This is a genomic window from Actinomadura sp. KC216, from assembly GCF_004348535.1.
GTDB lineage: Bacteria > Actinomycetota > Actinomycetes > Streptosporangiales > Streptosporangiaceae > Spirillospora.
Genome location: NZ_SMJX01000062.1, coordinates 1 through 24031, shown reverse-complemented (window position 1 = coordinate 24031; position 24031 = coordinate 1). Strand labels below are relative to the sequence as shown.

Annotated in this window: 21 protein-coding genes; 10 read left to right on the top strand and 11 right to left on the bottom strand. The window is 73.6% G+C overall.

The window, feature by feature from the left end:
- Positions 1-21 precede the first annotated feature (21 nt).
- From E1264_RS13710 to E1264_RS13695, 4 genes are read left to right on the top strand one after another with little or no spacing between them, the layout of a single operon-like run.
- Positions 22-1230, top strand: a complete 1209-nt coding sequence (locus tag E1264_RS13710) for a branched-chain amino acid ABC transporter substrate-binding protein (protein ID WP_165964163.1) — start codon at positions 22-24, stop codon at positions 1228-1230.
- Complete coding sequence (locus tag E1264_RS13705) at positions 1227-2126, top strand: branched-chain amino acid ABC transporter permease (protein WP_132173288.1); 900 nt, start codon at positions 1227-1229, stop codon at positions 2124-2126. Before E1264_RS13710 ends, E1264_RS13705 begins: the two co-directional genes overlap by 4 nt.
- Positions 2123-3898, top strand: a complete 1776-nt coding sequence (locus E1264_RS45310; protein WP_132173286.1) for a branched-chain amino acid ABC transporter ATP-binding protein/permease — start codon at positions 2123-2125, stop codon at positions 3896-3898. The genes E1264_RS13705 and E1264_RS45310 overlap by 4 nt, the downstream gene beginning before the upstream one ends.
- Positions 3895-4638 (top strand): ABC transporter ATP-binding protein, encoded by a 744-nt coding sequence (locus E1264_RS13695; protein WP_132173284.1) that lies wholly within the window; start codon positions 3895-3897, stop codon positions 4636-4638. Before E1264_RS45310 ends, E1264_RS13695 begins: the two co-directional genes overlap by 4 nt.
- Here E1264_RS13695 and E1264_RS13690 read toward each other — a convergent pair.
- The gene (locus E1264_RS13690; RefSeq protein ID WP_132173282.1) at positions 4622-6748 is read right to left on the bottom strand and encodes a thiamine pyrophosphate-dependent enzyme; all 2127 of its coding nucleotides are present in this window, start codon (positions 6746-6748) and stop codon (positions 4622-4624) included. The two genes, E1264_RS13695 and E1264_RS13690, sit on opposite strands and share 17 nt — an antisense overlap.
- Before the next feature lie 232 nt (positions 6749-6980).
- Between E1264_RS13690 and E1264_RS13685 the strand changes: the two genes are divergently transcribed.
- From E1264_RS13685 to E1264_RS13675, 3 genes are read left to right on the top strand one after another with little or no spacing between them, the layout of a single operon-like run.
- A complete protein-coding gene (locus tag E1264_RS13685) occupies positions 6981-8519 on the top strand; it encodes an aldehyde dehydrogenase family protein (protein WP_243710922.1) in 1539 nt (512 codons plus the stop codon).
- An 11-nt stretch (positions 8520-8530) separates the two neighbouring features.
- Entirely contained in the window at positions 8531-9688 is a 1158-nt protein-coding gene (locus E1264_RS13680) for an FAD-binding oxidoreductase (protein WP_243710921.1), read from the top strand.
- Positions 9681-10826: a Glu/Leu/Phe/Val dehydrogenase gene (locus E1264_RS13675; RefSeq protein WP_207935899.1), complete on the top strand. Its 1146-nt coding sequence runs from the start codon at positions 9681-9683 to the stop codon at positions 10824-10826. Before E1264_RS13680 ends, E1264_RS13675 begins: the two co-directional genes overlap by 8 nt.
- Here the strand turns inward: E1264_RS13675 and E1264_RS13670 are convergent.
- Entirely contained in the window at positions 10804-11730 is a 927-nt protein-coding gene (locus tag E1264_RS13670; protein WP_132173280.1) for a LysR family transcriptional regulator, read from the bottom strand. The two genes, E1264_RS13675 and E1264_RS13670, sit on opposite strands and share 23 nt — an antisense overlap.
- Positions 11731-11793: 63 nt before the next feature.
- Positions 11794-13836 (bottom strand): phenylacetic acid degradation bifunctional protein PaaZ, encoded by a 2043-nt coding sequence (paaZ, locus tag E1264_RS13665; protein WP_132173278.1) that lies wholly within the window; start codon positions 13834-13836, stop codon positions 11794-11796.
- Positions 13837-13904: 68 nt separating this feature from the next.
- Between paaZ and mgrA the strand changes: the two genes are divergently transcribed.
- Positions 13905-14930, top strand: coding sequence for an L-glyceraldehyde 3-phosphate reductase (gene mgrA / locus E1264_RS13660; RefSeq protein ID WP_132173276.1), 1026 nt, complete (start codon positions 13905-13907; stop codon positions 14928-14930).
- Between the two features lie 47 nt (positions 14931-14977).
- Positions 14978-15247, top strand: a complete 270-nt coding sequence (locus tag E1264_RS13655) for a DUF6343 family protein (protein ID WP_132173274.1) — start codon at positions 14978-14980, stop codon at positions 15245-15247.
- 76 nt (positions 15248-15323) lie between these two features.
- Here the strand turns inward: E1264_RS13655 and E1264_RS13650 are convergent, their stop codons facing one another.
- The 3 genes from E1264_RS13650 to E1264_RS13640 form a co-directional block, all read right to left on the bottom strand.
- On the bottom strand, positions 15324-15725 hold the full coding sequence (locus tag E1264_RS13650; protein WP_132173272.1) for a DUF2267 domain-containing protein: 402 nt from the start codon (positions 15723-15725) through the stop codon (positions 15324-15326).
- 286 nt (positions 15726-16011) lie between these two features.
- Positions 16012-16374, bottom strand: coding sequence for a fluoride efflux transporter CrcB (crcB, locus tag E1264_RS13645; RefSeq protein ID WP_132173270.1), 363 nt, complete (start codon positions 16372-16374; stop codon positions 16012-16014).
- Positions 16371-16877 (bottom strand): CrcB family protein, encoded by a 507-nt coding sequence (locus tag E1264_RS13640; protein ID WP_132173268.1) that lies wholly within the window; start codon positions 16875-16877, stop codon positions 16371-16373. Before E1264_RS13640 ends, crcB begins: the two co-directional genes overlap by 4 nt.
- A 159-nt stretch (positions 16878-17036) precedes the next feature.
- Between E1264_RS13640 and E1264_RS13635 the strand changes: the two genes are divergently transcribed.
- Positions 17037-17828, top strand: a complete 792-nt coding sequence (locus E1264_RS13635; protein WP_132173266.1) for a SigB/SigF/SigG family RNA polymerase sigma factor — start codon at positions 17037-17039, stop codon at positions 17826-17828.
- Positions 17829-17831: 3 nt separating this feature from the next.
- Here the strand turns inward: E1264_RS13635 and E1264_RS13630 are convergent, their stop codons facing one another.
- The 5 genes from E1264_RS13630 to E1264_RS13610 form a co-directional block, all read right to left on the bottom strand.
- Positions 17832-18671 carry a serine protease gene (locus E1264_RS13630; RefSeq protein WP_132173264.1) on the bottom strand — a complete coding sequence of 280 codons (840 nt, stop codon included), beginning with the start codon at positions 18669-18671 and terminating at the stop codon, positions 17832-17834.
- 25 nt (positions 18672-18696) lie between these two features.
- Positions 18697-20214, bottom strand: coding sequence for a glycerol kinase GlpK (gene glpK / locus E1264_RS13625; protein WP_132173262.1), 1518 nt, complete (start codon positions 20212-20214; stop codon positions 18697-18699).
- Positions 20215-20255: 41 nt separating this feature from the next.
- The gene (locus E1264_RS13620; RefSeq protein WP_132173260.1) at positions 20256-21104 is read right to left on the bottom strand and encodes an MIP/aquaporin family protein; all 849 of its coding nucleotides are present in this window, start codon (positions 21102-21104) and stop codon (positions 20256-20258) included.
- A gap of 177 nt (positions 21105-21281) precedes the next feature.
- Positions 21282-22973 carry a thiamine pyrophosphate-binding protein gene (locus E1264_RS13615; RefSeq protein WP_132173258.1) on the bottom strand — a complete coding sequence of 564 codons (1692 nt, stop codon included), beginning with the start codon at positions 22971-22973 and terminating at the stop codon, positions 21282-21284.
- Entirely contained in the window at positions 22970-23743 is a 774-nt protein-coding gene (locus E1264_RS13610; RefSeq protein WP_132173256.1) for a cyclase family protein, read from the bottom strand. Before E1264_RS13610 ends, E1264_RS13615 begins: the two co-directional genes overlap by 4 nt.
- Between the last annotated feature and the right edge of the window lie 288 nt (positions 23744-24031).

Genomic DNA, 24031 nt, shown 5'->3' with positions numbered 1-24031 from the left:
TTGAGCGACGGAGAGGCGCCGATGACTCGATCGACTTCCCGGAACCGCCGACGCGGGTTCCGCCTCCTCACCGCGACCGGCGCCGGGCTGCTGCTGGTCCCGCTCGCCGCGGCCTGCGGGTCCGGTGACGGCTCCGGCGGGTCGGGCGCCATCAAGATCGGCGTCCCGGCGCCGCTGAGCGGGGACTCCGCCTCCGCCGGGCAGGACATCCTCGCCGCCGCGAAGGTCGCCGCCGACGAGATCAACAAGGCGGGCGGGGTGGACGGCCGCGACATCCGGATCGTCGAGGCCGACGACCAGTGCAGCGCCCAGCAGGGCGCGCAGGCCGCGCAGAAGCTCCTCAACAGCGGGGTCGTGGCGGTCGCGGGCGGGTACTGCTCCAGCGCGGCGGTGCCCGCGATCCCGATCTTCGGGCGGCGGAGCGTGCCGTTCGTGCTGGACGCGTCCACGAACCCGTCCCTCACCGACACCGGCGAGGGCAAGGTGTTCCGCACCTGCGGCCGCGACGACAACCAGGGCCTGGTGGCCGCGAAGTTCATGACCGGGCAGCTCGGCGCGAAGCGCATCGCGCTCCTGCACGACAACACCACCTACGCCAAGGGCCTCGCGGACGCGACCGCGAACTCGGCGAAGCAGGCGGGCGCCCAGGTCGTGTACCAGGACGCGCTGCAGCCCGGCCAGTCCGACTACAGCCCCGTCCTGACCAAGGCGGGCTCGACGAAGCCGGACGTCCTCTACTTCACCGGCTACTTCGCCGAGGCCGGACTGCTGCTCAAACAGAGCAAGCAGCTCGGGCTGAAGTTCACGCTGATGGGCGGGGACGCGACGACCGACTCGACCGTGCTGAAGACGGCGGGCGCGGCGGCCGACGGCTACATCGCCACCACCGCGCCGCTCGCCAAGGACCTGCCCGCCGCCGCCAAGTTCGTCACCGCCTACAAGGCCGCGCACAACGCCGACCCGGGGCCGTTCTCGGTGTACGAGTACGACGCGGTGAAGGTCATCGCGAAGGCGATCGAGGACGCCGGGTCCACCGAGGGCAAGGACATCATCGACGCCCTCCACAAGATGAAGGACTTCCCCGGCATCACCGGGCCGATCACCTTCGACGACAAGGGCGACCGGACCGACCCGCTGTACATCACCGTCCGGGTCCAGAGCGGCGCGTTCACCGCCTACAAGAAGCTCGACAAGAGCGGCGGCACCTGGGTGGACGCCAAGACCTCATGAGCGAATTCGTCCAGTACCTCGTCAACGGGCTGACGATCGGGGCGTTCCTCGCGCTGATCGCGCTGGGCTACTCGATGATCTACGGCGTGGTGCGGCTGATCAACTTCGCGCACGGGGACGTGTTCATGATCGGCGCGTTCGCCGGGTTCGGGACGCTGACCACGCTCGGCATGACCGGCGGGATGGCGCTGCCCGCGATCGCCGCCGCCGTGCTCGTCGGCGCGCTGGCGACCGGCGTCGTCGGCACCGGGATCGCGAAGGCGGCCTACGTCCCGCTGCTGGCGTCGCCGCGGCTGGCGCTGCTGATCGCCGCGATCGGGGTGTCGCTGGCGCTGCAGGAGGGCGTGAAGGTCCTCACCGACGCGCGGTTCAAGTCGTACCCGAACACCCTGGACGGCGGGCAGATCTTCAGCGGGTCCGTCCGCGTCACGTGGGGGCAGCTCGCGCTGGTCGTGCTGTCGGTGGCGCTGATGGCCGGGCTGTGGCTGTTCGTGACCCGCACGGTGACGGGGACGGCGATGCGCGCCCTCGCGATGGACCGGGACGCCGCCCGGCTGCAGGGCATCAACGTCGAGCGGCTCATCCTCATCACGTTCTTCATCGGCTCGCTGCTCGCGGGCGCGGCCGGGGTGATGTACGGGCTGTACTACGTGCAGATCAGCTTCGGGATGGGGTTCCTGATCGGGCTGCGCGCGTTCACCGCCGCCGTGCTCGGCGGGATCGGGAACCTGCCGGGGACGATGGTGGCGGGCGTGGCGATCGGGCTCGTCCAGTCGTTCTCGGCCGGGTACGTCTCGTCCCGCTGGACCGACGTGATCATCTTCGGGCTGCTGATCGCGGTGCTGGCGCTGAGACCCACCGGCCTGTTCGGCGAGCGCGTCGTGGAGCGCGCATGAAGGGGCGCCTGGCAACGCGCCTGCCGGGTCTCGGGCGCTGGGAGACGCCCGCCCGCTACGGGGGCTGGCCGCTGCTGATCGTGGTCGCGCTGATCGCGGGCCAGGCGATGGACGACTACGGCCTGACCGTCGGCGCGACGATCCTGATCTACGCGATCCTCGGGCTCGGCATCAACATCGTCGTCGGGTACGCGGGCCTGCTGGACCTCGGCTTCGCGGCGTTCTTCGCGATCGGCGCGTACACGGCGGGCCTGCTGATGGTGGAGCTGGAGTGGAACTTCTGGCTCACGCTGCCCGCCGCGGTGGCCGCCGCCGCGGTCGCCGGGGTCGTGATCGGGTACCCGACGCTGCGGCTGCGCAGCGACTACCTCGCCATCGTCACGCTCGGCTTCGGGGAGATCATCCGGATCACGGTGATCAACCTGGAGATCACCGGTGGCCCGAACGGCCTCACCGGGATCCCGCCGGTGACGCTCGGCGGCCGCGAGATCGTCATGCCGAAGGACTTCTACCACCTGTCGCTGGCGTTCTTCGTCGTCGTGCTGGGGCTGACCGCGCTGCTCGCCCGGTCCCGGCTCGCGTACGCGTGGCGGGCGATCAGGTCGGACGACACCGCGGCCGAGGCGGTCGGCGTCCCGGCCCGGCGGGTGAAGCTGCTCGCCTACGTCCTCGGCGCGATGACCGGCGCGGTGGCGGGGCCGCTGAACGCGGCGCAGCTCGGCACCGTCGACCCGTCCAGCTTCACGTTCCTGACCTCGCTGATGATCCTGCTCGTGGTGATCATCGGCGGGATGGGCAGCCGGCCCGGCGTGATGATCGGCGCGGTGGTGATCATCGCGCTGCCGGAGGTGCTGCGGAGCATCCAGGAGTACCGGGGGCTGATCTTCGCGCTGCTGCTGATCCTGATCGTGCTCCTCCGCCCGCAGGGCGTGTGGCCCTACCGCCCGCGCCGCTTCCGGCTGCCCGCGAAGGCCGGGCCCGCGCCCGCGCTCCCGTCCGCGACGGGGACGCTGCTGGAGGTCGGCGGCCTGTCGCGCAGCTTCGGCGGCGTCACGGCGGTGGACGGGCTCGCGCTCCGCGCGGACGCCGGGCAGGTCGTCAGCGTGATCGGCCCGAACGGCGCGGGCAAGACCACCGCGTTCAACTGCATCACCGGGATGATCCCGCCGTCCGCCGGGACCGTCGTGCTCGCCGGGCGGAACGTCCGCGGCAGGGCCCCGCACCGGGTCGCCGCCGCCGGGCTCGCCCGCACGTTCCAGAGCATCCGGCTGTTCGACGAGATGACCGTCGCGGAGAACGTCCTGATCGGCCGGTTCGCCCGCGACCGCGGCCTGCTGCGCCCGCTCTCCCGCGACGACGCCGACACCGTCCGCCGCTGCCTCGACTTCGTCGGCCTGCTCGACGCGGCCGACCGCCCGGCGGGCGGCCTCGCCTACGGCGACCGGCGCCGCCTGGAGATCGCGCGGGCGCTCGCCGGCGACCCGCGCGTCCTGCTGCTGGACGAGCCCGCCGCGGGCGCGAACCCGACCGAGAAGCGGGCGCTGATGGAGCTGATCGCCCGGATCAGCGCGCTCGGCACCGCGGTCGTGCTGATCGAGCACGACGTCGCGCTCGTCATGTCGATCTCCGACCGGGTGACGGTGCTGGAGTACGGCCGGACGATCGCCGAAGGCCCGCCCGCCGAGATCCAGGAGGACCAGCGGGTCATCGCCGCCTACCTCGGCGTCCCGGACGACCCCGAGACCGACCTCGTCACGGAGGTGCTGCGATGACGTCCGGGACGCTCCTCAAGGTGAGCGATCTGCACAGCCGGTACGGGCAGGTCGAGGCGCTGGCCGGGATCTCGTTCGAGGTCGGCGACGGCGAGATCGTCGCGCTGCTCGGCAGCAACGGCGCGGGCAAGACCACCACGCTCCGCACGGTCACCGGGCTGCACCGGGCCCGGTCCGGGCGCGTCGAGTTCGACGGCCGCGACATCACCCGCATGGACGCGCACAAGGTCGTCGCGGCGGGGCTCGGGCACGTCCCGGAGGGCAGGCGCGTGTTCCCGGCGCTGAACGTCGCCGAGAACCTGCTGCTCGGCGGCTACCTCCGGCGCCGCGACAAGAGCGCCGTCGCGGCCCGCCGGGAGGAGGTGTACGAGATGTTCCCCCGGCTCGGGGAGCGGCGCGGGCAGCTCGCCGGGCTGCTGTCGGGCGGCGAGCAGCAGATGCTCGCGATCGGCCGGGCGCTGATGCTGCGCCCCCGCCTCCTCGCCCTCGACGAGCCGACGATGGGCCTCGCCCCGCAGATGGCGCAGCAGGTGCTGCGCGTGATCCGGGAGATCCGCGACCAGGGCACCACGATCCTGATCGTGGAGCAGAACGCGCACCAGACGCTCCGCCTCGCCGACCGCGCGTACGTGCTGGAGACGGGCCGGATCGTCCTGTCCGGCGCGGCCTCCGAGCTCGCGCAGGACGACCGCGTCAAGGCCGCCTACCTCGGCGGCGACCCCGTCATCGAGACCCGGTGATCAGGCGTTCCGCCGCCGCCTCGATCGCGTCCTCCGACAGCAGGACATGCTGGGCGGCGTCGCCGAGGGGGATGAAGCTGTCCTCGCTGGCGACCCTCGCCGTCCGGCCCTGGAAGCCCGCGTCGGCGAGCGCGGTGAGGACGGCCTCGGACACGCCTCCGGTGCGGCGCGTCTCGTCCGCGACCAGGACGGTGCCGGTCGCGCGGGCCTCGCGGAGCAGGTCGGCGGCGGGCAGCGGCGCGAGCCAGCGCAGGTCCAGGACGCGGCACCTGATGCCCCGCGCCTCCAGGCGGCGCGCGGCGCGCAGGCTCATCCGCAGGCCGTTGGCGAAGGTCGCGATGGTGAGGTCCCGGCCGTCCCCGTAGGTGCGGGCCCGGCCGATCGGAACGGTCCCGCCGGACGGGGCGAGCCAGCCGCCGTCGCCGTCCTCGTGCAGGTCGCGGGCGTGGTAGAGCGCGATCGGCTCCAGGAACACGCAGACGCGCCCGTCCGCCTCGGCGGCGTCCACGCAGGCGCGGAGCATGCCCGAGGCGTCGTCGGGACGGGCCGGTGAGGCGATGACGAGGCCCGGGATGTCGCGCAGCGCGGCGACGGCGTTGTCGTTGTGGAAGTGCCCGCCGAACCCCTTCTGGTAGGCGTAGCCGGGGACGCGGACGACCATCGGGTTGCGGTACCGGCCCGAGGAGAAGAACCGCATCGTCGCCGCCTCGCCGCGGATCTGGTCGGCGGCGTTGTGCAGGTAGGCGAGGTACTGGATCTCCGGGACCGGCAGCATCCCGGCCAGGCCGAACCCGAGCGCGAGGCCGAGGATCGACTGCTCGTCCAGGATCGTGTCGAACACCCGCGCCGCCCCGGCCCGCTTCAGCAGGCCGCGCGTGACGCCGTAGACGCCGCCCTTGCGGGCCACGTCCTCGCCGAACACGACCAGGCCGGGGCGCCGGTCGAGCAGGTCGCCGAGCGTCCGGTTGATCGCCTGCGCGACCGTCACCGGCTCCCCGTCGGGCGGCGCCGCGTCCTGGGGGGTCGCGGCGTGGTGGAGGGGTGCCATGACCTCGGCGGCGGACGAGAGGCGCCGCGCCCCGGCGGCCTTCGCGGCGAGGGCCATCACCTCGTCGCGCTTCGCCTCGTAGCGGTCGATGATCTCGCCGGGCGTCGCGACGCCGGTGCCGACGAGCAGGCGCGCCGTCTGCAGGAGGGGGTCGCGGTCGAGGTCGGCGGCCAGTTCGGCGGGGGTCCGGTAGGACGATTCGACGTCGGAGCCCGCGTGGCCCATCAGCCGTACGGTCCGCAGGTGCAGGAGCGCGGGGCGGCGGCGCTCGCGCACCCAGTCCGCGGCCCGCGACGCCACGGCGCAGGCGTCCGCGAGGTCGCAGCCGTCGGCGTGGAAGTAGGCGAGCCCCGGACGCGACCCGTAGGTGGCGTGGATCCAGCCGGGCGGGGTCCGGACGCTGATCCCGATGCCGTTGTCCTCGCAGACGAACAGGAGCGGCAGCGGCAGGCCCTGGAAGCCGGTGTTGACGGCGGCGTTGATCGCGCCCGTGGCCGTGGAGTGGTTGGCGGACGCGTCCCCGAAGCTGCACACGGCGAGGGCGTCGCGCGGCCAGGGCGTCTCGACGCCGAGCCGGGCGGCCCGCTCGATCGCGAAGGCCAGCCCGAGCGCGCGCGGGAGATGCGACGCGATCGTGGACGTCTGCGGGATGACGTGCAGGCGGTGGCTGCCGAACACCTTGTGGCGCCCGCCCGCGATGGGTTCCTCGGCGGCGGCGACCAGACCGAGCAGCACGTCGCGGAGCGGGTCCCCGCCGGGGACCTGGCGCGCCCGCTCCAGGAAGAACGCGCCCGAGCGGTAGTGCAGCAGGGCCGGGTCGTCGGGGCGGAGCGCGGCGGCGACGGCGGCGTTCCCCTCGTGGCCGGACGACCCGATCGTGTAGAAGCCGCTGCCCTCGGACCGCAGCCACCGGGCGGCGAGGTCGAGGTGGCGGCTGCCGAGCTGGGCGTCGAACAGTTCCAGGAGCCGCTCCCCGCCCGGCGGGCCGGGCGGGACGGGCACGGCCGGCGGGCTGAGGGCGGCGGCCTTCTCCAGGAAGTGGGCGTCGGCGGGCTCGGGCATGCGGTCTCCTGCGTGGATCATGGCACGGTTTTCGAGCAGGCGCGGTTCGAGCATGGGACGCCGCCCGTGCCGGGGTCGACTCCGCAAGCCCACGAACAGATTGGCGGTTGGCCAAGGAACGCTTAACGGCGCCCCCCGGAGAAAGAGCCTCAGCGAGGCTTGGCCTCGCGGTAAGAAAGCCGAGCTCTACCCGATCTTGGCGCGAGGGGCCCTGCCTGTTCACGCTGGACTCGTGCTGTCCTCCATCATCGGCGGCGCCCGGATCCCGTCCGGGCCCCGCCCGTACCGGTCCACCGACCCGTCCCGCACGGCCGACGTGGTCGCCGAGGTGTCCCTCGCGGGCGCGGGCGACCTCGTCCGCGCCTGCGCCGCCGCCCGCACGGCGCAGGACGCCTGGCGGGACGTGCCGCCGCCCGTCCGCGGGCAGGTCGTCGCCGCGATCGGGCGGCTCGTCGAGGCCAACAAGGAGGCCCTCGCCCGCGTCGTCACCCGCGAGGTCGGCAAGCCGTACGCGGAGGCGCTCGGCGAGGTCCAGGAGATCGCCGACACCTGCGCGTTCTTCCTCGGCGAGGGACGGCGCCTGTACGGGCAGACGGTGCCGTCGGAGATGCCGGACAAGCAGCTGTTCACCTTCCGCGACCCGGTCGGCGCCGTCATGGTGATCACGGCGGGGAACTTCCCGGTGGCGGTGCCGTCCTGGTACATCGTCCCGGCGCTGCTGTGCGGCAACGCGGTGGTGTGGAAGCCCGCCGAGTACGCGGCCGCGTGCGCCGAGGCGTTCTACCAGCTGTTCGCGCACGCGGGCGTGCCGGACGGCGTCCTCAACGTCGTCTACGCGGACGGCCCGGAGACCTATCAGGGGCTGGAGCGGGCCCTCGGCCAGGGACTGGTCGACAAGGTCGGCTTCACCGGGTCCACCGAGGTCGGGTCGCGGATCGGCGCGCTGTGCGGGCGGCACCTCCAGTCGCCGTGCCTGGAGCTCGGCGGCAAGAACCCGATGGTCGTCACCGAGGACGCCGACCTGCCGCTCGCCGTCGAGGGCGCGCTCTTCTCCGGGTTCGGGACGGCCGGGCAGCGCTGCACGTCGCTCGGGACGGCGATCGTCCACGAGTCGGTGCACGGCGAGTTCGTCCGGCTGCTGGACGAGGCGGCGCGCGCCGCCGTGGTCGGCGACCCGGCGGGCGACGTCCTGTACGGGCCGCTGATCAACGAGCGGTTCGCGGACGGGTTCGAGAAGGCGCTCGGCTGGATCGGCCCGCACCACACCGTGCACGGTTCGTCCGCGACCGGCCGGATCACGGCGGCGGCGCCGCGCGACGGCTTCACCGGCGACGCCGAGGCCGGGCTCTACTACCACCCGGTCATCGTGGACGGCGTCGGCCCCGGCGACGAGCTGTTCATGAACGAGACGTTCGGCCCGATCGTCGGCGTCACCGCGTACCGCACGCTCGACGAGGCGATCTCGCTCGCCAACGCGCCCGGCTACGGGCTGTCGGCGTCGATCTACACGACCGACCCGGCGAAGGTGTTCGCGTTCCGGCGGCGGATCTCCGCGGGCATGGTCAGCGTGAACAACTCGACGTCGGGCGCGGAGGCGCACCTGCCGTTCGGCGGCAACGGCCGCTCCGGGAACGGCAGCCGCCAGTCGGGCATGTGGGTGCTGGACCAGTTCACCCGCTGGCAGTCGATGAACTGGGACCACTCCGGGCGGCTCCAGAAGGCGCAGATGGACGTCCTGGAGATCAGCCCCGACCTCGGCTTCCGGCTGTAGGAGCGCGAGCCGTGGAATCCTCCTTGAACGACAGGGCGGAGGTCGTCGTCATCGGCGGCGGCGTGATGGGGACGAGCATCGCGTTCCATCTCGCCGAGGCCGGGGTGCGGCGCGTGGTGCTGGTGGAGCGGGACGAGCTGGGGTCCGGTTCGACGTGCAAGGCGGCGGGCGGGGTGCGGGCGCAGTTCTCCGACGAGGTGAACATCCGGCTCGGGGCCCGCAGCCTGGAGGCGTTCGCGCGGTTCGGCGAGCGTCCGGGCCAGGAGATCGACCTCCACCGGGTCGGCTACCTGTTCCTGCTGTCGCGGCCGGAGGACGTGGCGGCGTTCGAGCGGAGCGTCGCGCTGCAGAACGAGCTGGGCGTGCCGAGCCGGATGATCTCGGCGGCGGAGGCGCGGCGCCTGTCCCCCATGATCGAGACGGACGGGTTGCTCGCCGCGGCGTTCTCCCCCGACGACGGGCACTGCACGCCGGAGTCGGTCGTCCTCGGGTACGCGACGGGCGCCCGGCGGCACGGCGCGACGATCGTCACGCACTGCGAGGTCACCGGCATCGACACCGGCGGCGGCGAGATCAAGGCGGTCGAGACGAGCCGGGGCCGCATCGCGACACCGGCCGTGGTCTGCGCGGCCGGGGCCTGGTCGGCGGCGGTCGGCCGGATGGCGGGCGTCGACCTGCCGGTGGAGCCGCTGCGCCGCCAGATCGTGTTCACCGAGCCGATCCCGGACCTGCCGCGCCCCGTCCCGATGACGATCGACTTCGCGACGTCGTTCTACTTCCACGGCGAGGGCGAGGGCCTGATGCTCGGGATGTCCGACCCGGAGGAGCGGCCAGGGTTCCGGCTCGACCGCTCGGACGCGTGGCTGCCCCGCCTGACCGAGGCGATCGGGTCCCGCGCGCCCCGGCTGCTCGACGTCGGGCTGACCGGCGGCTGGGCGGGCCTGTACGAGGTCACGCCCGACCACAACGCGCTCATCGGAGAGGACGCGTCCGTGTCCCGGTTCCTGTACGCGACGGGCTTCTCCGGCCACGGGTTCCTCCAGGGCCCGGCGGTCGGCGAGGTCGTCCGCGACCTGTACCTCGGGCGGGAGCCGTTCGCCGACGTGTCCCCGTTCGGCGCGGCCCGGTTCGCCGGGGACGGCCCGCGCCCGGAGCTGAACCGTGTCTGACGTGCTCTCGCTGATGGACGAGTGGGGCCCCGAGCGGGTCGTGTGCGTGTCCGACTCCCGCACCGGGATGCGCGGCGTCCTGGTCATCGACAACACCGCCCGCGGGATGGGCAAGGGCGGCATGCGGATGAGCGCGTCGCTGACGGTCGCGGAGGTGGCGCGGCTGGCGCGGGTCATGACCTACAAGTGGGCGGGCGTCGACCTGTTCTTCGGCGGCGCGAAGGCCGGGATCATGGCCGACCCGGGCTCCCCGGACCGGGAGGCGATCCTGCGGTCGTTCGTCCGGGCGCTGTCGCAGGAGATCCCCCGGCAGTACGTCGCGGGCCTGGACATGGGGCTGACGGAGCGGGACGCGGCGATCGTCCAGGACGAGCTGGCCGACCGGGGCGCGGCGGTCGGCACCCCGCACGTCCTCGGCGGCCTGCCCTACGACGAGCTGGGCGTGACCGGCTTCGGCGTCGCGGAGGCCGCCGACGCCGCCGCCCGGCACGCCGGGACGTCGCTGCGCGGCGCGCGGGCCGTGGTGCAGGGGTTCGGCGCGGTCGGGCACGCGGCGGCCCGCCGCCTCGCCGAGCTCGGCGCGACGATCGTGGCGGTCTCGACCGCGCACGGCGCGCTGCACGACCCGGACGGCCTGGACGTCGCGCGGCTCCTCGACCTGCGGGCGGAGGCGGGCGACGCGGTCGTGAAGGAGTACGGCGGCGGGCGGCTGCTGGACGTGGGCGCGGAGCTGCTCGTCCCGGCGGACGTCCTCGTCCCGGCGGCGCTGCAGGACGTCATCGACGCCGGCGTCGCCGCGAACGTCCGGGCGCGCATCGTGGTGGAGGGCGCGAACCTGCCGACCGGACCGGCGGCGCAGCGGGTCCTCGCCGCGCGCGGCGTCACGGTCGTGCCTGACTTCGTCGCGAACGCGGGCGGGGTCGTCGCGGCGGGCTTCGCGATGGACGCCCGCTACTCGGCGTTCCGCCCCGAAGCCGGCGCCGTGTTCGCGGCCGTGTCGGCGAAGATGCGGGAGAACACCGAGACGGTCCTCGCGGCGGCCCGCGCGCAGGGGACGACCACGCACGAGGCGGCGCTCGCGCTGGCGCAGCGGCGGGTGCGGGAGGCGATGGAGCTCAAGGGCCGGTTGCGTCGCTGATCTCGGCCTCGACCCCGCGGGCGACCTCGGTGAGCCCGCGCATCGCGTCCTTGACCAGCGGGTTGGTGTTGGTGGTGCGGCGCAGGACGGTGACGTGCCGCTGCGGGGTGCGGCGGCTGAGCCGCATCATCCGCAGGCCGGGGGCGGGCACGCAGCCGAGCGCCGGGACGAGCGCGATCCCGAGGCCGCAGCCGACGAGCCCGCACACGACCGCGTAGTCGTTGCTGCGGAACGCGATGTTCGGCGTGAACCCTGCGGTGCTGCACAGCCGCAGCAGCGCCTGCGCGCCGGAGCTCTCCGGGCGGCTCGCGATCCACGTCTCCGACCGCAGCTCCCGGAGCCGGACGGTGCGCCCGGCGGCGAGCGGATGCTCCTCCGGCACGCACAGGACGAGGTTCTCGTCCATGACCGGCGTCTCCACGATCTGGTCGGGCCAGGTGCGCGGGAACAGGTCGTAGCGGTAGACGAGCTGGAGGTCGAGGTCGCCGTCGAGGAGCTCGGGGAGCAGCTCGTCCGGCTCGCCCTCCGACAGCGTGATCTCGATGCCGGGCCGGACCCGGGACAGCTCCGCCAGCACCCGCGGCAGGATGCGGGCGCTGGCGGTCGGGAAGCTGCCGAGCTGCAGCGCGCCGCGCTCGCCGCTCGCGACCGTCCGCAGCTCGCGCTCCAGCGTGTCGAGGGCCGACAGCACGTCGTTGCCCTTGCTGACCATGAGGAACGCGGCGCTGGTCGGCCGGACGCTGCGGGCCCGGCGCTCGAACAGCACCAGGCCGCAGGCGCGCTCCAGCGCGGCGATCTGCTGGGAGACCGCGGACGCGGTGTACCCGAGGTTGCGGGCGGCGTCCGCGAAGGAGCCGGTGCGGACGACCTCGCGCACCGTCTGGATGTGCAGGGGACTGATCATGCGATGGCGCACCCCGTTCCACTGGCGGGCGGCGTCTCCCCCGCGGACGCCTTCTCCACATGATTAATCGTGCTTGGGCCTCTTGGCCACCAGCGTCAGCACGTCGTACTTGGCGACCGAGGCGCCCTCCTGGTTCGTGACGTCGGTGTCCCAGCGGACCTCGCCGTAGTCGGCGCCCTCGCGCGGCGTGATCTGCTTGGCGGTCAGCGTGACCGACAGCTCGTCGCCCGGCGAGACCGGCGTGAGGAACCGCAGGTTCTCCAGCCCGTAGTTCGCGAGGACGGGCCCCGGCGCCGGGTCGACGAACAGCCCGGCGGCGAACGACACGACGAGGTAGCCGTGCGCGACGCGTCCCGGGAAGAACGGGTTGGCGCGGGCGGCGTCCTCGTCCATGTGGGCGTAGAAGGTGTCGCCGGTGAACTCGGCGAAGTGCTCGACGTCGTCGAGGGTGACGACGCGGGGCCCTCCGGCGGCGGTGACGCCGACGCGCAGGTCCTCCAGGTACTTGCGGAACGGGTGCTCGTCGGTGACCGTCCGGTCGGTGCCGGGGACCCACCGCCCGGTGATCGCGGTGAGCATCGCGGGCCCGGCCTGGACGGCGGTGCGCCGCATGTGGTGCACGACCCCGCGGATCCCGCCCAGCTCCTCGCCGCCTCCGGCGCGTCCGGGCCCGCCGTGGACGAGCGCGGGCAGCGGCGAGCCGTGCCCGGTCGACTCGGCGGCGTTCTCGCCGTTCAGGACGAGGAGGCGGCCGTGCCAGGGCGCCGTGCCGAGGACGACGTCCCGGGCGAAATCGGTGTCGGCCGTGACGATGGACCCGGCGAGGCTGCCCCGCCCGCGGACGGCCAGCTCGACCGCCTGCGCGGCGGTGCCGTCGTAGGGCAGCAGGGTGCTGACCGGCCCGAACGCCTCGACCTCGTGCGGCTCGGCGCGTCCGGCGTCGTCGGCGCGCAGCAGGATCGGCGACATGAACGCGCCGCGCTCGGCGTCCGCGCCGACCACGTCGACGCGGGCGGGGTCGCCGAAGACGGTCTGGCCCGCGTCCAGGAGCGCCTTCAGGGAGCGCCGCACCTCTTCGCGCTGGTCGAGCCCGGCGAGCGCGCCCATCCGCACGTCCGGGTCGGCCGGGTTACCGACCGTGACCCCGGACAGCCGGTCCCGCGCGGCCTCGGCGACGTCGCCGATCAGCGCGGCGGGCACGAGCGCGCGGCGGATCGCGGTGCACTTCTGGCCCGCCTTGACGGTCATCTCCGCGACGAGCTGCTCGACGAACAGGTCGAACTCCCGCGTGCCGGGCGCCGCGTCCGGTCCGAGGATCGAGCAGTTCAGCGAGTCGGCCTCGGCGTTGAACCGGACGGCGTTCCCGACGATCGCGGGATGCGTGCGCAGCAGCCGGGCCGTGGACGCCGACCCGGTGAACGCGACGATGTCCTGCTCGGTGAGATGGTCGAGCAGGTCGCGCGGGTCGCCGCAGACCATCTGCACGGTGCCCTCCGGCAGGATGCCGGACTCCACGATCAGCTCGACCAGCCGCGCGGTCAGGTACGCGGTCTGGCTGGCGGGCTTGATCAGGCTCGGCACCCCGGCGAGGAACGCGGGCGCGAGCTTCTCCAGCGGCCCCCACACCGGGAAGTTGAACGCGTTGATCTGCACGGCGACGCCGGGCGACGGCGTGCACAGGTGCTGCCCGACGAACGTGCCGCCCTTGCCGAGCGGCTCGACGCCCCCCTCGACCAGCACCGTGTCGTTCGGCAGCTCCCGCCTGCCCTTGCTGGAGTAGCCGAACAGGACGCCGATGCCGCCGTCCACGTCGAACTTCGAGTCGCCCAGGGTCGCGCCGGTGCGGGCCGACAGCGCGTACAGCTCCTCGCGGTGCTCGCGCAGGTGCGAGGCGAGCGCCTTCAGCAATGCCGCCCTCTGGTGGAACGTCAGCTCGCGCAGCACCGGGCCGCCGGCCGCGCGCCCATGTCCGAGCGCGGCGCCCATATCGATCCCCGCCGAGGAGATGCGGGCGACCTCCTCCCCCGTGACGGCGTCGCGCAGCGGCGCGCCCTCGTCGCCTGGAGAATGCCAGGATCCCGACACATAGCTGCGCAGCGTCACCACCGGGGACCTCCTCGTCCGTGATTTCTCTGAATCTTCTTGCCACCTTCGGCGCTGAAATACTCGTCGGCATGACCTACGCGGCGGACAGCGGACGATACGGGCGGATCCCCTACCGGCGGTGCGGGCGCAGCGGGCTGCGGCTCCCGGCGATCTCGCTGGGGCTGTGGCACAACTTCGGCGACGACCGGCCGCTGGACGTCCAGCGGGCGATCCTGCGCAGGGCGTTCGACCTCGGTGTCACGCATTTCGACCTCGCCAACAACTACGGGCCGCCCTACGGCTCCGCCGAGTCCAACTTCGGCCGGATCCTGCGGGACGACCTCGCCCCCTACCGGGACGAGTTGATCATCTCGACGAAGGCCGGATATGACATGTGGCCCGGCCCGTACGGAGAGTGGGGGTCGCGCAAGTACCTGCTCGCCAGCCTCGACCAGTCGCTGCGCCGGATGGGCGTCGACTACGTCGACATCTTCTACAGCCACCGTTTCGACCCGGAGACGCCGCTGGAGGAGACGATGGGGGCGCTGGACCGGGCCGTCCGGTCCGGGAAGGCCCTGTACGCGGGGATCTCGTCCTACTCCGCCGAGCGCACCGCCGAGGCGGCGGCGATCCTGCGGGACATGGGCACGCCGCTGCTGATCCACCAGCCGTCCTACTCGATGCTCAACCGGTGGATCGAGGGCGGGCTGCTCGACACGCTCGACCGGGAGGGCGCGGGCTGCATCGCGTTCTCGCCGCTGGCGCAGGGGATGCTGACCGGGAAGTACCTCGACGGCGTCCCGGCGGGGTCGCGGGCCAGCAAGGGGACGTCGTTCTCGGCGGACCTGCTGACCGAGGAGAACGTCCGGCACGTCCGGACGCTGAACGAGATCGCCCGGGGGCGCGGGCAGACGCTGGCGCAGCTCGCGCTGGCCTGGTCGCTGCGCGACGGCCGCGTCACCTCGGCGCTGATCGGCGCGAGCAGCGTCGCGCAGCTGGAGGAGAACCTCGCGGCGCTCGACCGGCTCGACTTCACCGCCGACGAGCTCGCCGCGATCGACCGGGACGCGGTGGAGGCGGGGATCAACATCTGGGCGGCGTCCAGCGCCCACTGATCACCGGCCGGGCGCATCGACCGGCCCTGACCGGGCACGACCAGCGCATGGACGGAAACGGGCCCGGCTCGCGCGGCCCCTACCGGCACCGGCAGCCGGCGGGGAGGGAGCCCCTGGACGCCCGCAGCCCGCTGCGGCTGCGGGCGATCCTGTCCGGGCTGGCGCTGGTCGGGACGGCGGCCGCCGCGATCGTGTTCGCCGTGGCCGGGCAGCGCGGCGACGACGACGGCGCCTGGGTCGCGGCGGCGGTGTGCGCGGCCGTCGCCGTCATCGCCGCGGTCGACCTGATCGTGATCGCCCGGCGGGCCCGGCACTGACCGCCGTCAGCGCCGGCGGCCGGGCTCGGCGGTCCCGGGATTCGCGAGCGGCCACGCGATCCGCTCGCCGCGGCGGTCAGCCGTTGCTGCCGGACGCCACCAGGTCCCTGAGGTCGGCGGGGAGGCTGCCGGCCACCTTGTGCGCGACCCCGCCGTGGGTGGCCTCGTCGGTCACCTCCAGCACGACCCGCGTCAGGAACGCGGCGTGCGGGTCGTCGGCGCCGGCCCGGGCCCCGACCCGCTCGATGAAGTCGTGCCGGCCGAACCGCTCGCCGCTCCCGGCGCCGCCGTAGACCTCCGTCCGGCGCAGGTGCTCGCCGATCTCGTGCGGCAGTTGCGCCGCGAGGTTGTCGGCGAGCCCCTCCGGGATCCGCTCGCCGAGCGTCTCCAGGACGGCGCGGGTCGCCCGCTCCGCCTCGCCGTGGCCGGAGAGGCGGCCCCGGTTCTGGACCTGGCCGATGAACTCTTCGTGGCGCATGGCGGACGCTCCTTCCTCATGAATTCCCCGTGTGAAGTGCAGAGTTCGCGTGAAATGCGTGAATGCCCGATATGTCAGGTGTTAACCGGGCGCGCCGGGGGCACGGTGCCGAGGGCGGGCCGACGGCCGGTCCCGGCGGCGCGTTCCATGTCCCCGTGCCGTGACAGTCGAGGCACCCACCGGTTTACCGAAACGGCCGGATGGGCACAGTCACGTCGCGGCCCACTCGTCGGCTCGGAGCCTGTGCTCTGGGCTGCGAGCCTGGGCCGCACCACGTTTCACCGGCTCACAGGGTGACGGCCTGGGCCACGAGCATGCCGCAGAAGGCCGCGCCGAGCCCCGCGACGACGCTTCCCGCCGCGTTGAGGACGGCGTAGAACCGCGCTCCGTCCTCGACCAGCCGGACGGTCTCGTACCCGAACGTGGAGTACGTGCTGAGAGCGCCGCAGAGACCCGTCCCGGCGAAGGCCATGGCCCCGCCATTGGCCGGGAGCGCCACCAGGAACCCCAGGACGAACGACCCGGCGACGTTGACGGTGAGCGTCCCCCACGGGAAGGCGGAGTCGTGCCGGGCCTGGACGGCGCGGTCGGTCAGGTAGCGCAGCGGTGCGCCCAGGGCGGCGCCCAGCGCGATCAGCAGGACCGTCACTCGCCGTCCTCCCCCGCGGGCCGCCGGTCCGGCGCCCGGCCGAGCACCCGGCCGAGCGCCCGCGCGAGCCGCATCCCGGCGACGACGGCGGCGAGCGCCGCGACGAGCGTCGCCGCGAGATAGGCGAGCCCGACCCGCGGCGCGCCGTCCTCGACCGCCTGCCGGATGTCGACGGCGTAGGTGGAGAACGTGGTGAACCCGCCGAGGATCCCGACGCCGAGGAACGGGCGGACAAGCCGGTGCGCCCGCCACGTCTCGGTGATCAGCACCATCAGCACGCCGATCAGCAGGCAGCCCGAGACGTTGACCCAGAACACCGCCCAGGGGAAGTCCCCGGCGCCGTACGGGAACGCGGTGGTCAGCCCGTAGCGGGCCAGGGCCCCGAGGACACCGCCCGCCGACACCGCCGCCAGCGTCTCCCAGGGGGCGCGCCGCAACTCCTGCCGCTGCTCCGGCACATGCAGATCGACGTCGGGGTCGACGGGACGATCGCGCGCGGTCATGGGCCCACTCCCCCACCGAATAGGGCGACCCGAAATTGTACCGGCGTCCCGGCCGCGGCCGCCGGGGGGCCTGTGTCAGGGGCCGATCGTCGGGTAGAGGGAGTGGATCGAGCGGTCGCCCCCCGCCTGCGCGGCCGCTCATGGAGGGAGAAGACACGCATGACGGCTGTGCAGTCCACCACCGCCCGGGTCGACGAGGGACAGGCCGAGACGCTGCTCGCGGAGATGAACCGGCTGGACGAGGACGATCCTCAGCGGGAGCGGCTCAGGGCGCGCATCGTCGACATGCACGCCGGGCTCGTCCGGGGGGTGGCGCGCCGGTACGCCAACCGCGGGGAGCCGCTCGACGACCTGCAGCAGGTCGCCTACCTGGGGCTGGTCAAGGCCATCAACCGGTTCGACCCGGGGATCGGCGACCGGTTCGTCACCTACGCCTACCCGGTGGTGACCGGGGAGGTGAAGCGGCACTTCCGCGACAAGACGTGGGGCGTGCGCGTGTCGCGCCGGATCCAGGAGCTGCGGCCGGTGCTGCAGCGGACCGTCCAGGAGTTCACCCGCGAGCGGGGCCGCTCCCCGACGACCGCGGAGATCGCCGCGCTGATGGAGATCAGCGAGGAGGAGACCGTCGAGGTCATCGTCGCCTGCGACGCCTACCGCCCGCTGTCGCTGGAGGCCCCGGCCGACGGGTCGCCGTCCGGCGAGGCCGGGACGGTCGGCGAGTACCTCGGGTCGGACGACCCGGCGCTCGACGCGTTCATCGACGGCCACGCCCTCGCCCCGCTGATCGACGACCTCCCCGAGCGGGAGCGGACGATCCTGCTGCTGCGGTTCTTCGGCAACAAGACGCAGACGCAGATCGCCGAGCAGATCGGGCTGTCGCAGATGCACGTCTCGCGGCTGCTCCGCGCCACGCTGGACAGGCTCCGCGCCGGGCTCCTCGCCGAGCGGTGACGCTCACGGCCGCGGCAGGGCGCAGGCGCCGCCCAGCACGACGTCGTTGCCCTTGCCGAGGCAGCGGGCGAGCAGGTAGGTCTGCTGGCCGTAGTGCGAGCCGCGCCGGACGGTGACCTCGCCGTCGCGGCCGACCTCGCACGGGTTGTCGAGCGTGCAGCGCTCGCCGTCGTCGTTGCCGGTGTTGTTGACCCCGACGACCTGGCGCGTCCGGACGTCCACGACCGGCGATCCGGACGTGCCGTGGGTCGTGTCGCACTCGGGCGTGTAGCGGAGGGAGTCCTTCCACGTCCAGCCGTTCTCGCGGAGCCGGTGCACGGTCGCGTCGATCTTGCAGCCGTAGATTTTCCGCCAGTAGCCCGACACGACCTTGATCCCGGTGCCGTCCTGGGGCTTGGCCGTGGAGAGGCGGAGCGCGGTGGTGCCGTACCGCTTCTTGAGGGCGGCGTAGGTGGCGTCCAGCCGGTAGATCGACACGTCGGTGTCCGTCATGGTCGCGTACTCGATCCGGGTGGCGCGGAGGGTGCCCAGGTCCTTCTCGCCCGTGCGGTCGAGGAGCGTGAACGTCCGCGACGACCGCTCGTCCACGATCACCTCGCCGGCCTTCGGCATCCCCGACTCCAGGCAGTGGCCGTTGGTCATGACCAGCGCCGCGTCGGTGTCGCGGGACCGCGGCCCGCGCACCAGGGACCCCGAGCAGTTGCTCAGCGCGACGATCCCGGTGAAGTCGATCCCCTTCTGCGGGGCCCGCTGCCGGCCGGCGGCGGCCTCCACGGGAGCGGCGGCGGTGAGCGTCCCGGCGGAGGCGACGGCCACGGCGATGGCGGCGAAGCGTGCGGTCATGCGGTTCCCCTCGTCAGTCGGTTCGTCACTCGACGTCGACCCAGCCGTAGGTGCGCTCGACGGCCTTCTTCCAGCCGGCGTAGCCCTCGCGGCGCTTCTCGTCGTCCCAGGTGGGCTCCCAGCGCCGGTCCTCGTTCCAGTTCCGGCGCAGCTCGTCGGTGGTGCTCCAGAACCCGACGGCCAGCCCGGCCGCGTAGGCGGCGCCGAGCGCGGTGGTCTCGGCGACGACGGGCCGGGAGACCGGGACGCCGAGGATGTCGGCCTGCAGCTGCATGCACAGCTCGTTGGCGGTGACGCCGCCGTCGACCTTGAGCACGTCCAGCGCGACGCCGGAGTCGGCGCGCATCGCCTCGACCACGTCGCGGGACTGGTAGCAGATCGACTCCAGGGTGGCGCGGGCCAGGTGCGCGTTGGTGTTGAAGCGCGACAGCCCGACGATCGCGCCGCGGGCGTCCGAGCGCCAGTAGGGCGCGAACAGGCCGGAGAAGGCCGGCACGAAGTACACCCCGCCGTTGTCGTCGACCTGGCGGGCGAGGGACTCGCTCTGCGCGGCGCCGGAGATGATGCCGAGCTGGTCGCGCAGCCACTGCACCGCCGACCCGGTCACCGCGATCGAGCCCTCCAGCGCGTACACCGGAGCGTGGTCGCCGAACTTGTAGCAGACGGTGGTGAGCATCCCGGCCTTGGACCTGACCAGCTCCTCGCCGGTGTTGAGCAGCAGGAAGTTGCCGGTGCCGTAGGTGTTCTTGGCCTCGCCGGGCGCGAAGCACACCTGCCCGACCGTGGCGGCCTGCTGGTCGCCGAGGATGCCGGTCAGAGGGACCTCGCCGCCGAGCGGGCCGTCCGCGCGGGTCGTCCCGTACGGGTCCGGGGCGGAGGACGGCTCGATCCGCGGCAGCATCTGACGGGGGATGCCGAAGAACGACAGGAGCTCGTCGTCCCAGTCGAGGGTCTCCAGGTCCATCAGCATGGTGCGGCTGGCGTTGGTGGGGTCGGTGACGTGGACGCCGCCGTCCGTCCCGCCGGTGAGGTTCCACAGCACCCACGTGTCGATGTTCCCGAAGATCGCGTCGCCGTTCTCGGCGGCCTCGCGGACACCGTCGACGTTCTCCAGAATCCACTGGATCTTGCCGCCGGAGAAGTAGGTGGCGGGCGGCAGCCCGGCCTTGCGGCGGATGACGTCGCCCTTGCCGTCCCGCTCCAGGGCGGTGGCGATGCGGTCGGTGCGGGTGTCCTGCCAGACGATCGCGTTGTGGTACGGGCGGCCGGTCCGCCGGTTCCACACCACGGTCGTCTCGCGCTGGTTGGTGATCCCGAACGCGGCGAGGTCGGCGTACGTCAGGTGGGCCCTGTTCAGGGTGGTCTGGACGACGGCGCGGGTGCGTTCCCAGATCTCGGTGGGGTTGTGCTCCACCCACGCGGCCCGGGGCAGGATCTGCTCGTGTTCGAGCTGGTGGCGGGCGACCTCGTTGCCGCCGTGGTCGAAGATCATGAAGCGGGTGCTGGTGGTGCCCTGGTCGAGCGCTCCGACGAAGTCGGGCATGCCCTCTCCCCTTTCTGCGTGTGGCGCGGGACCCCGGCGGGTCAGGTGACGTCGTACTCCGGCTCGGGCCTGGTGGGCGGGGCCTCCTCCCCCTCGCCGGGGATGTTGCGTCCGATGAGCAGGATGTACAGGCCGGCGCCGATCACCGCGCCGATCAGCGGCGCCACGAGCGGCACCCAGAAATACAGGTGCCCGTACTGATCTCGCCACGCGTCCGACCCGTAGCCGGTGAGCCACTGGACGAGCCGGGGGCCGAGGTCGCGGGCCGGGTTGATCGCGTACCCGGCGGCGGAGCCGAACGCCATCCCGATCGCCACGACGATGAGCCCGATGATGAGCGGCGCCAGGTTCGCCAGCGGCGGCGCGTTGCGCAGGTCGGTGAGGGCGAGGACGAGGAACAGCAGGATCGCGGTCCCGATCACCTGGTCGCGGAACGCGCCCCACGTGCCGATCGGCAGCGTCCCGTTGCCGGGCATGGTGGAGAAGACGATGTGCGTCTTCTCCGTCAGCCCCGGGTCGAACTTCTGCAGGATCTCGCTGTAGTTCCACCGGACGATCAGCGCCGCCGTGAACGCCCCGAGCAGCTGCGCGAACCAGAACGGGAGCACCTTCCGCCACGGGAAGCCCTTGAAGACCGCGAGGGCGAAGGTGACGGCCGGGTTGATGTGCCCGCCGCTGATGCGCGCCGCGACGTAGACGCCGAGCGTCACGCCGATGCCCCAGGCCCAGGCGATGCTGTCGTGGCCGCCGAGGCTCTGCGGGTCGCCGAGCCCGCTGCCGGCCACCACCTGCGCGACCACGCCCACGCCGAACAGGATCAGGATCATCGTGCCGGCGAACTCCGCGGCCATCTCCGCGGCGAGCTCGGGGACCTTCGGCCGTCGCGTCATCTCTCCTCCTCCGGGACGTGTGACGGCGTGCACGCTCGCCGCGACGGTACGTACGCGGGGCGAAGCCGGTCAACCGTCCGGTGACGGCGAATGCCGACCAATCGGCACCCACCCGATGACACCCCCGGATCGCGGCCGTGCCGGAGATCGTTCCCAAGAGTCGGCGGACAAACACGGTCAGTGGCCGCGGAATGCTTCTTCCAGCCACCAGGCTGGCCGATCACGCGTGATCTTGGCGTCCACGACCATCGGGCGGTCGCGCGGGCCGGCGAGCCAGGTCTCCACGGCGGCGAGGTCGTCCGGGCGCCGGACGGTCGCCGCGGCGCAGCCGAACCCGCGCCCGATCGCGGCCAGGTCGGCGGGCGGGAACACGACCGTGTCCAGCGGATGCCCGCCGGGCGCGAAGTGGTGCACCTCGGCGCCGTACGCCTCGTCGTCGTAGACGACCACGAGCAGCCCGAGCCCCAGCCGGACCGCCGTCTCCAGCTCCCCGATCGCCATCAGCGCGCCCCCGTCGCCGAGCGCGGCGACGGTGAGCCGGTCGGGGCGGGCGACGGCGGCGCCGATGGCGGTCGCGAGGCCGAGCCCGACCGACTGGAACGCCTGGGTGAACACGAGCCCGTCGGCGTCGGGGACGTCCAGGAACATCGCCGGGTACCCCATGAAGTTGCCGGAGTCGACGGCGACGGTGCGCTCGCGGGGCAGCATCCGGTCCAGCGCGATCGTCAGGGTACGCGGGTCGATGCGGGGGCCGTCGGCGCCGTGCGCGTCCTTGCCGGGGGGATGCTCCTCGTACGGGACGTCCTGCCAGCGCCCTTCGCGGGCGAGCCGCTCCGCGACCTCGGGCGTGCGGTAGCCGGAGGCGGTGTGCCCGCGCTCCTCCAGCTCCGCGTCGACCGCCCGGGCGGTCTCCGCCGCGTCGCCGATCAGGCCGAGGTCGACGGGGCGGTGCGCGCCGAGCGCCCGGGCGTCCACGTCGACCTGCGCGACCGTGGCGTCCCTGGCGACGAGCGCGCCGTGCCGGGTCGTCCACACGTTCAGCGCGCAGCCCCAGCCGACGATCAGGTCGGCGCCCGCGATCAGCTCGGCGGCGGCCGGGGTGGCGAACCCGCCGCTGACGTCCAGGTCGAAGGGGTCGCCGCCGAACAGCCCGCGGGCGACGGCGGAGGTCGCGGTGAGCGCGCCGCAGCGGGCGGCCAGGTCCGCGAGCGGCTCGGCCGCGCCGGACAGCCGCGCGCCCCGCCCGGCGATGAACACCGGCCGCCGCGCGGCCTGCAGCACGTCCGCGAGCCGGGCGATCGCGGCGGCCGGCGGCACGGGCAGCGGCGGCACCTGCGCGGCGCGCCGGCCGGCGGACGCGGGCCGCTGCATGGGGCCGGGGTGCTCGGCGGCCTGGATGTCCAGCGGCAGCCCGAGCAGGACGGTGCGGCGCTCGGCGACGGCGGTGCGGCAGGCGCGGGTCACGTCCGCGAGCGCGGTCCGCGGGGAGTGGACCCGCTCGGGGACGGCGCCGACCGCCGCCGCGAGCGCCCCCTGGTCGACGCGGAAGTTGGACCGGACCGCCGCGGCGGCGACCTCGCCCGCGACGACCACCAGCGGCGTGCGGCTCTTGGCGGCCTCGGCGATGCCGGTGAGAGCGTTGGTGAGGCCAGGCCCCTGGTGCACCGACACCACCCCGAGGCCGCCGCCGACCCGCGCGTAGGCGTCGGCCATCGTGGCGGCGCCGCCCTCGTGCCGCGCCGCGACGAACCGGGCCCCGTTCGCGATCATCGCGTTGGTGACGTGGAAGTTGCCGCTGCCGACGACCCCGAAGACCGTGCGCGCGCCGAGCCGCGCGAGGGCCTCGCCCACGGCCTCCGCGACGTTCACCGCTCGACCAGCCCGAGCACGCGTGCGGGGCTGCCCGAGCCGCCGACGATCGGCAGCGGCGACGCCAGCAGCACCGCGCCGCGGGCGGGCAGCCGGTCGAGGTTGCGCAGCTGGGTGAGCCCGTACTTCCCGGCGCCGAGGAAGTAGGAGTGGCACGGGAACGGCGGGTCGAACGCGTGCGCGCCGCCCGCGTCGGTGCCGACCGTCTCCACGCCGAGCCCGATGACGGGGGTCTCCTCGGCGAGCCACCGGGCGCACTCGGGCGAGATCCCCGGCGTGTGCGGGCCGTCCTGGTCGGCGTTGAGGAAGGTGTCCTGGTCGCCGGAGCGGGCGTCCCAGCCGGTGCGGTAGAGGAGCCAGCCGCCCTCGGGCAGCGGGCCGTGCTCCTCCTCCCACGCCCGGACGTGCTCGATCTCCAGCAGGAAGTCGGGGTCGGCGGCGGCGTGCGCGGACGCGTCCAGCACCACGGCGGGGCCGACGAGGCGCCGCGGCGGGACCTGCGCGACGTCCTCGCCGTCCCGGCCGGTGGCCCAGTGCACGGGCGCGTCGAAATGGGTGCCGACGTGCTCGCCCGTCTCTATGTCGTTCCAGTACCAGGCAGGGCCGCGGTCGTCGTACCGGCTGATCTCCTTGAGCCGGAACGGCACCGTGTTGGCGAACGGCTCCGGGAGCTGGAGGATCGGGGTGCGCTCCGACAGCGGAGCCGTCAGGTCGACGATCTCCACCGAGCCGTCCTGGACGGCGGTGAGCAACTGGTTGAGAACGGACATCGTTCCTCCGTGCGGCGCGGTCGGCGAGGGGCGCGCGGGCGACACGAACGTATCGCAGATGAACCTGTTCGGAGGGTCACCCGGCGCAGGGTGTCCACCCTTCGTCCCACCACACGCGGGGGAAGGGTTTCGTTACCCGGAGCTATAGACGGGCCGGGGCCAGTCGATCACCATCGGGGCTGAACCCGTCGCCCCCGCGCCCCCCACGGAGGTCCGATGCGCCGCAGGCCCTGGACGCTCGCTCTCGCCGCCGCCGCGGTCACCGCCGCCCTCACCGCTCCCCCGGCG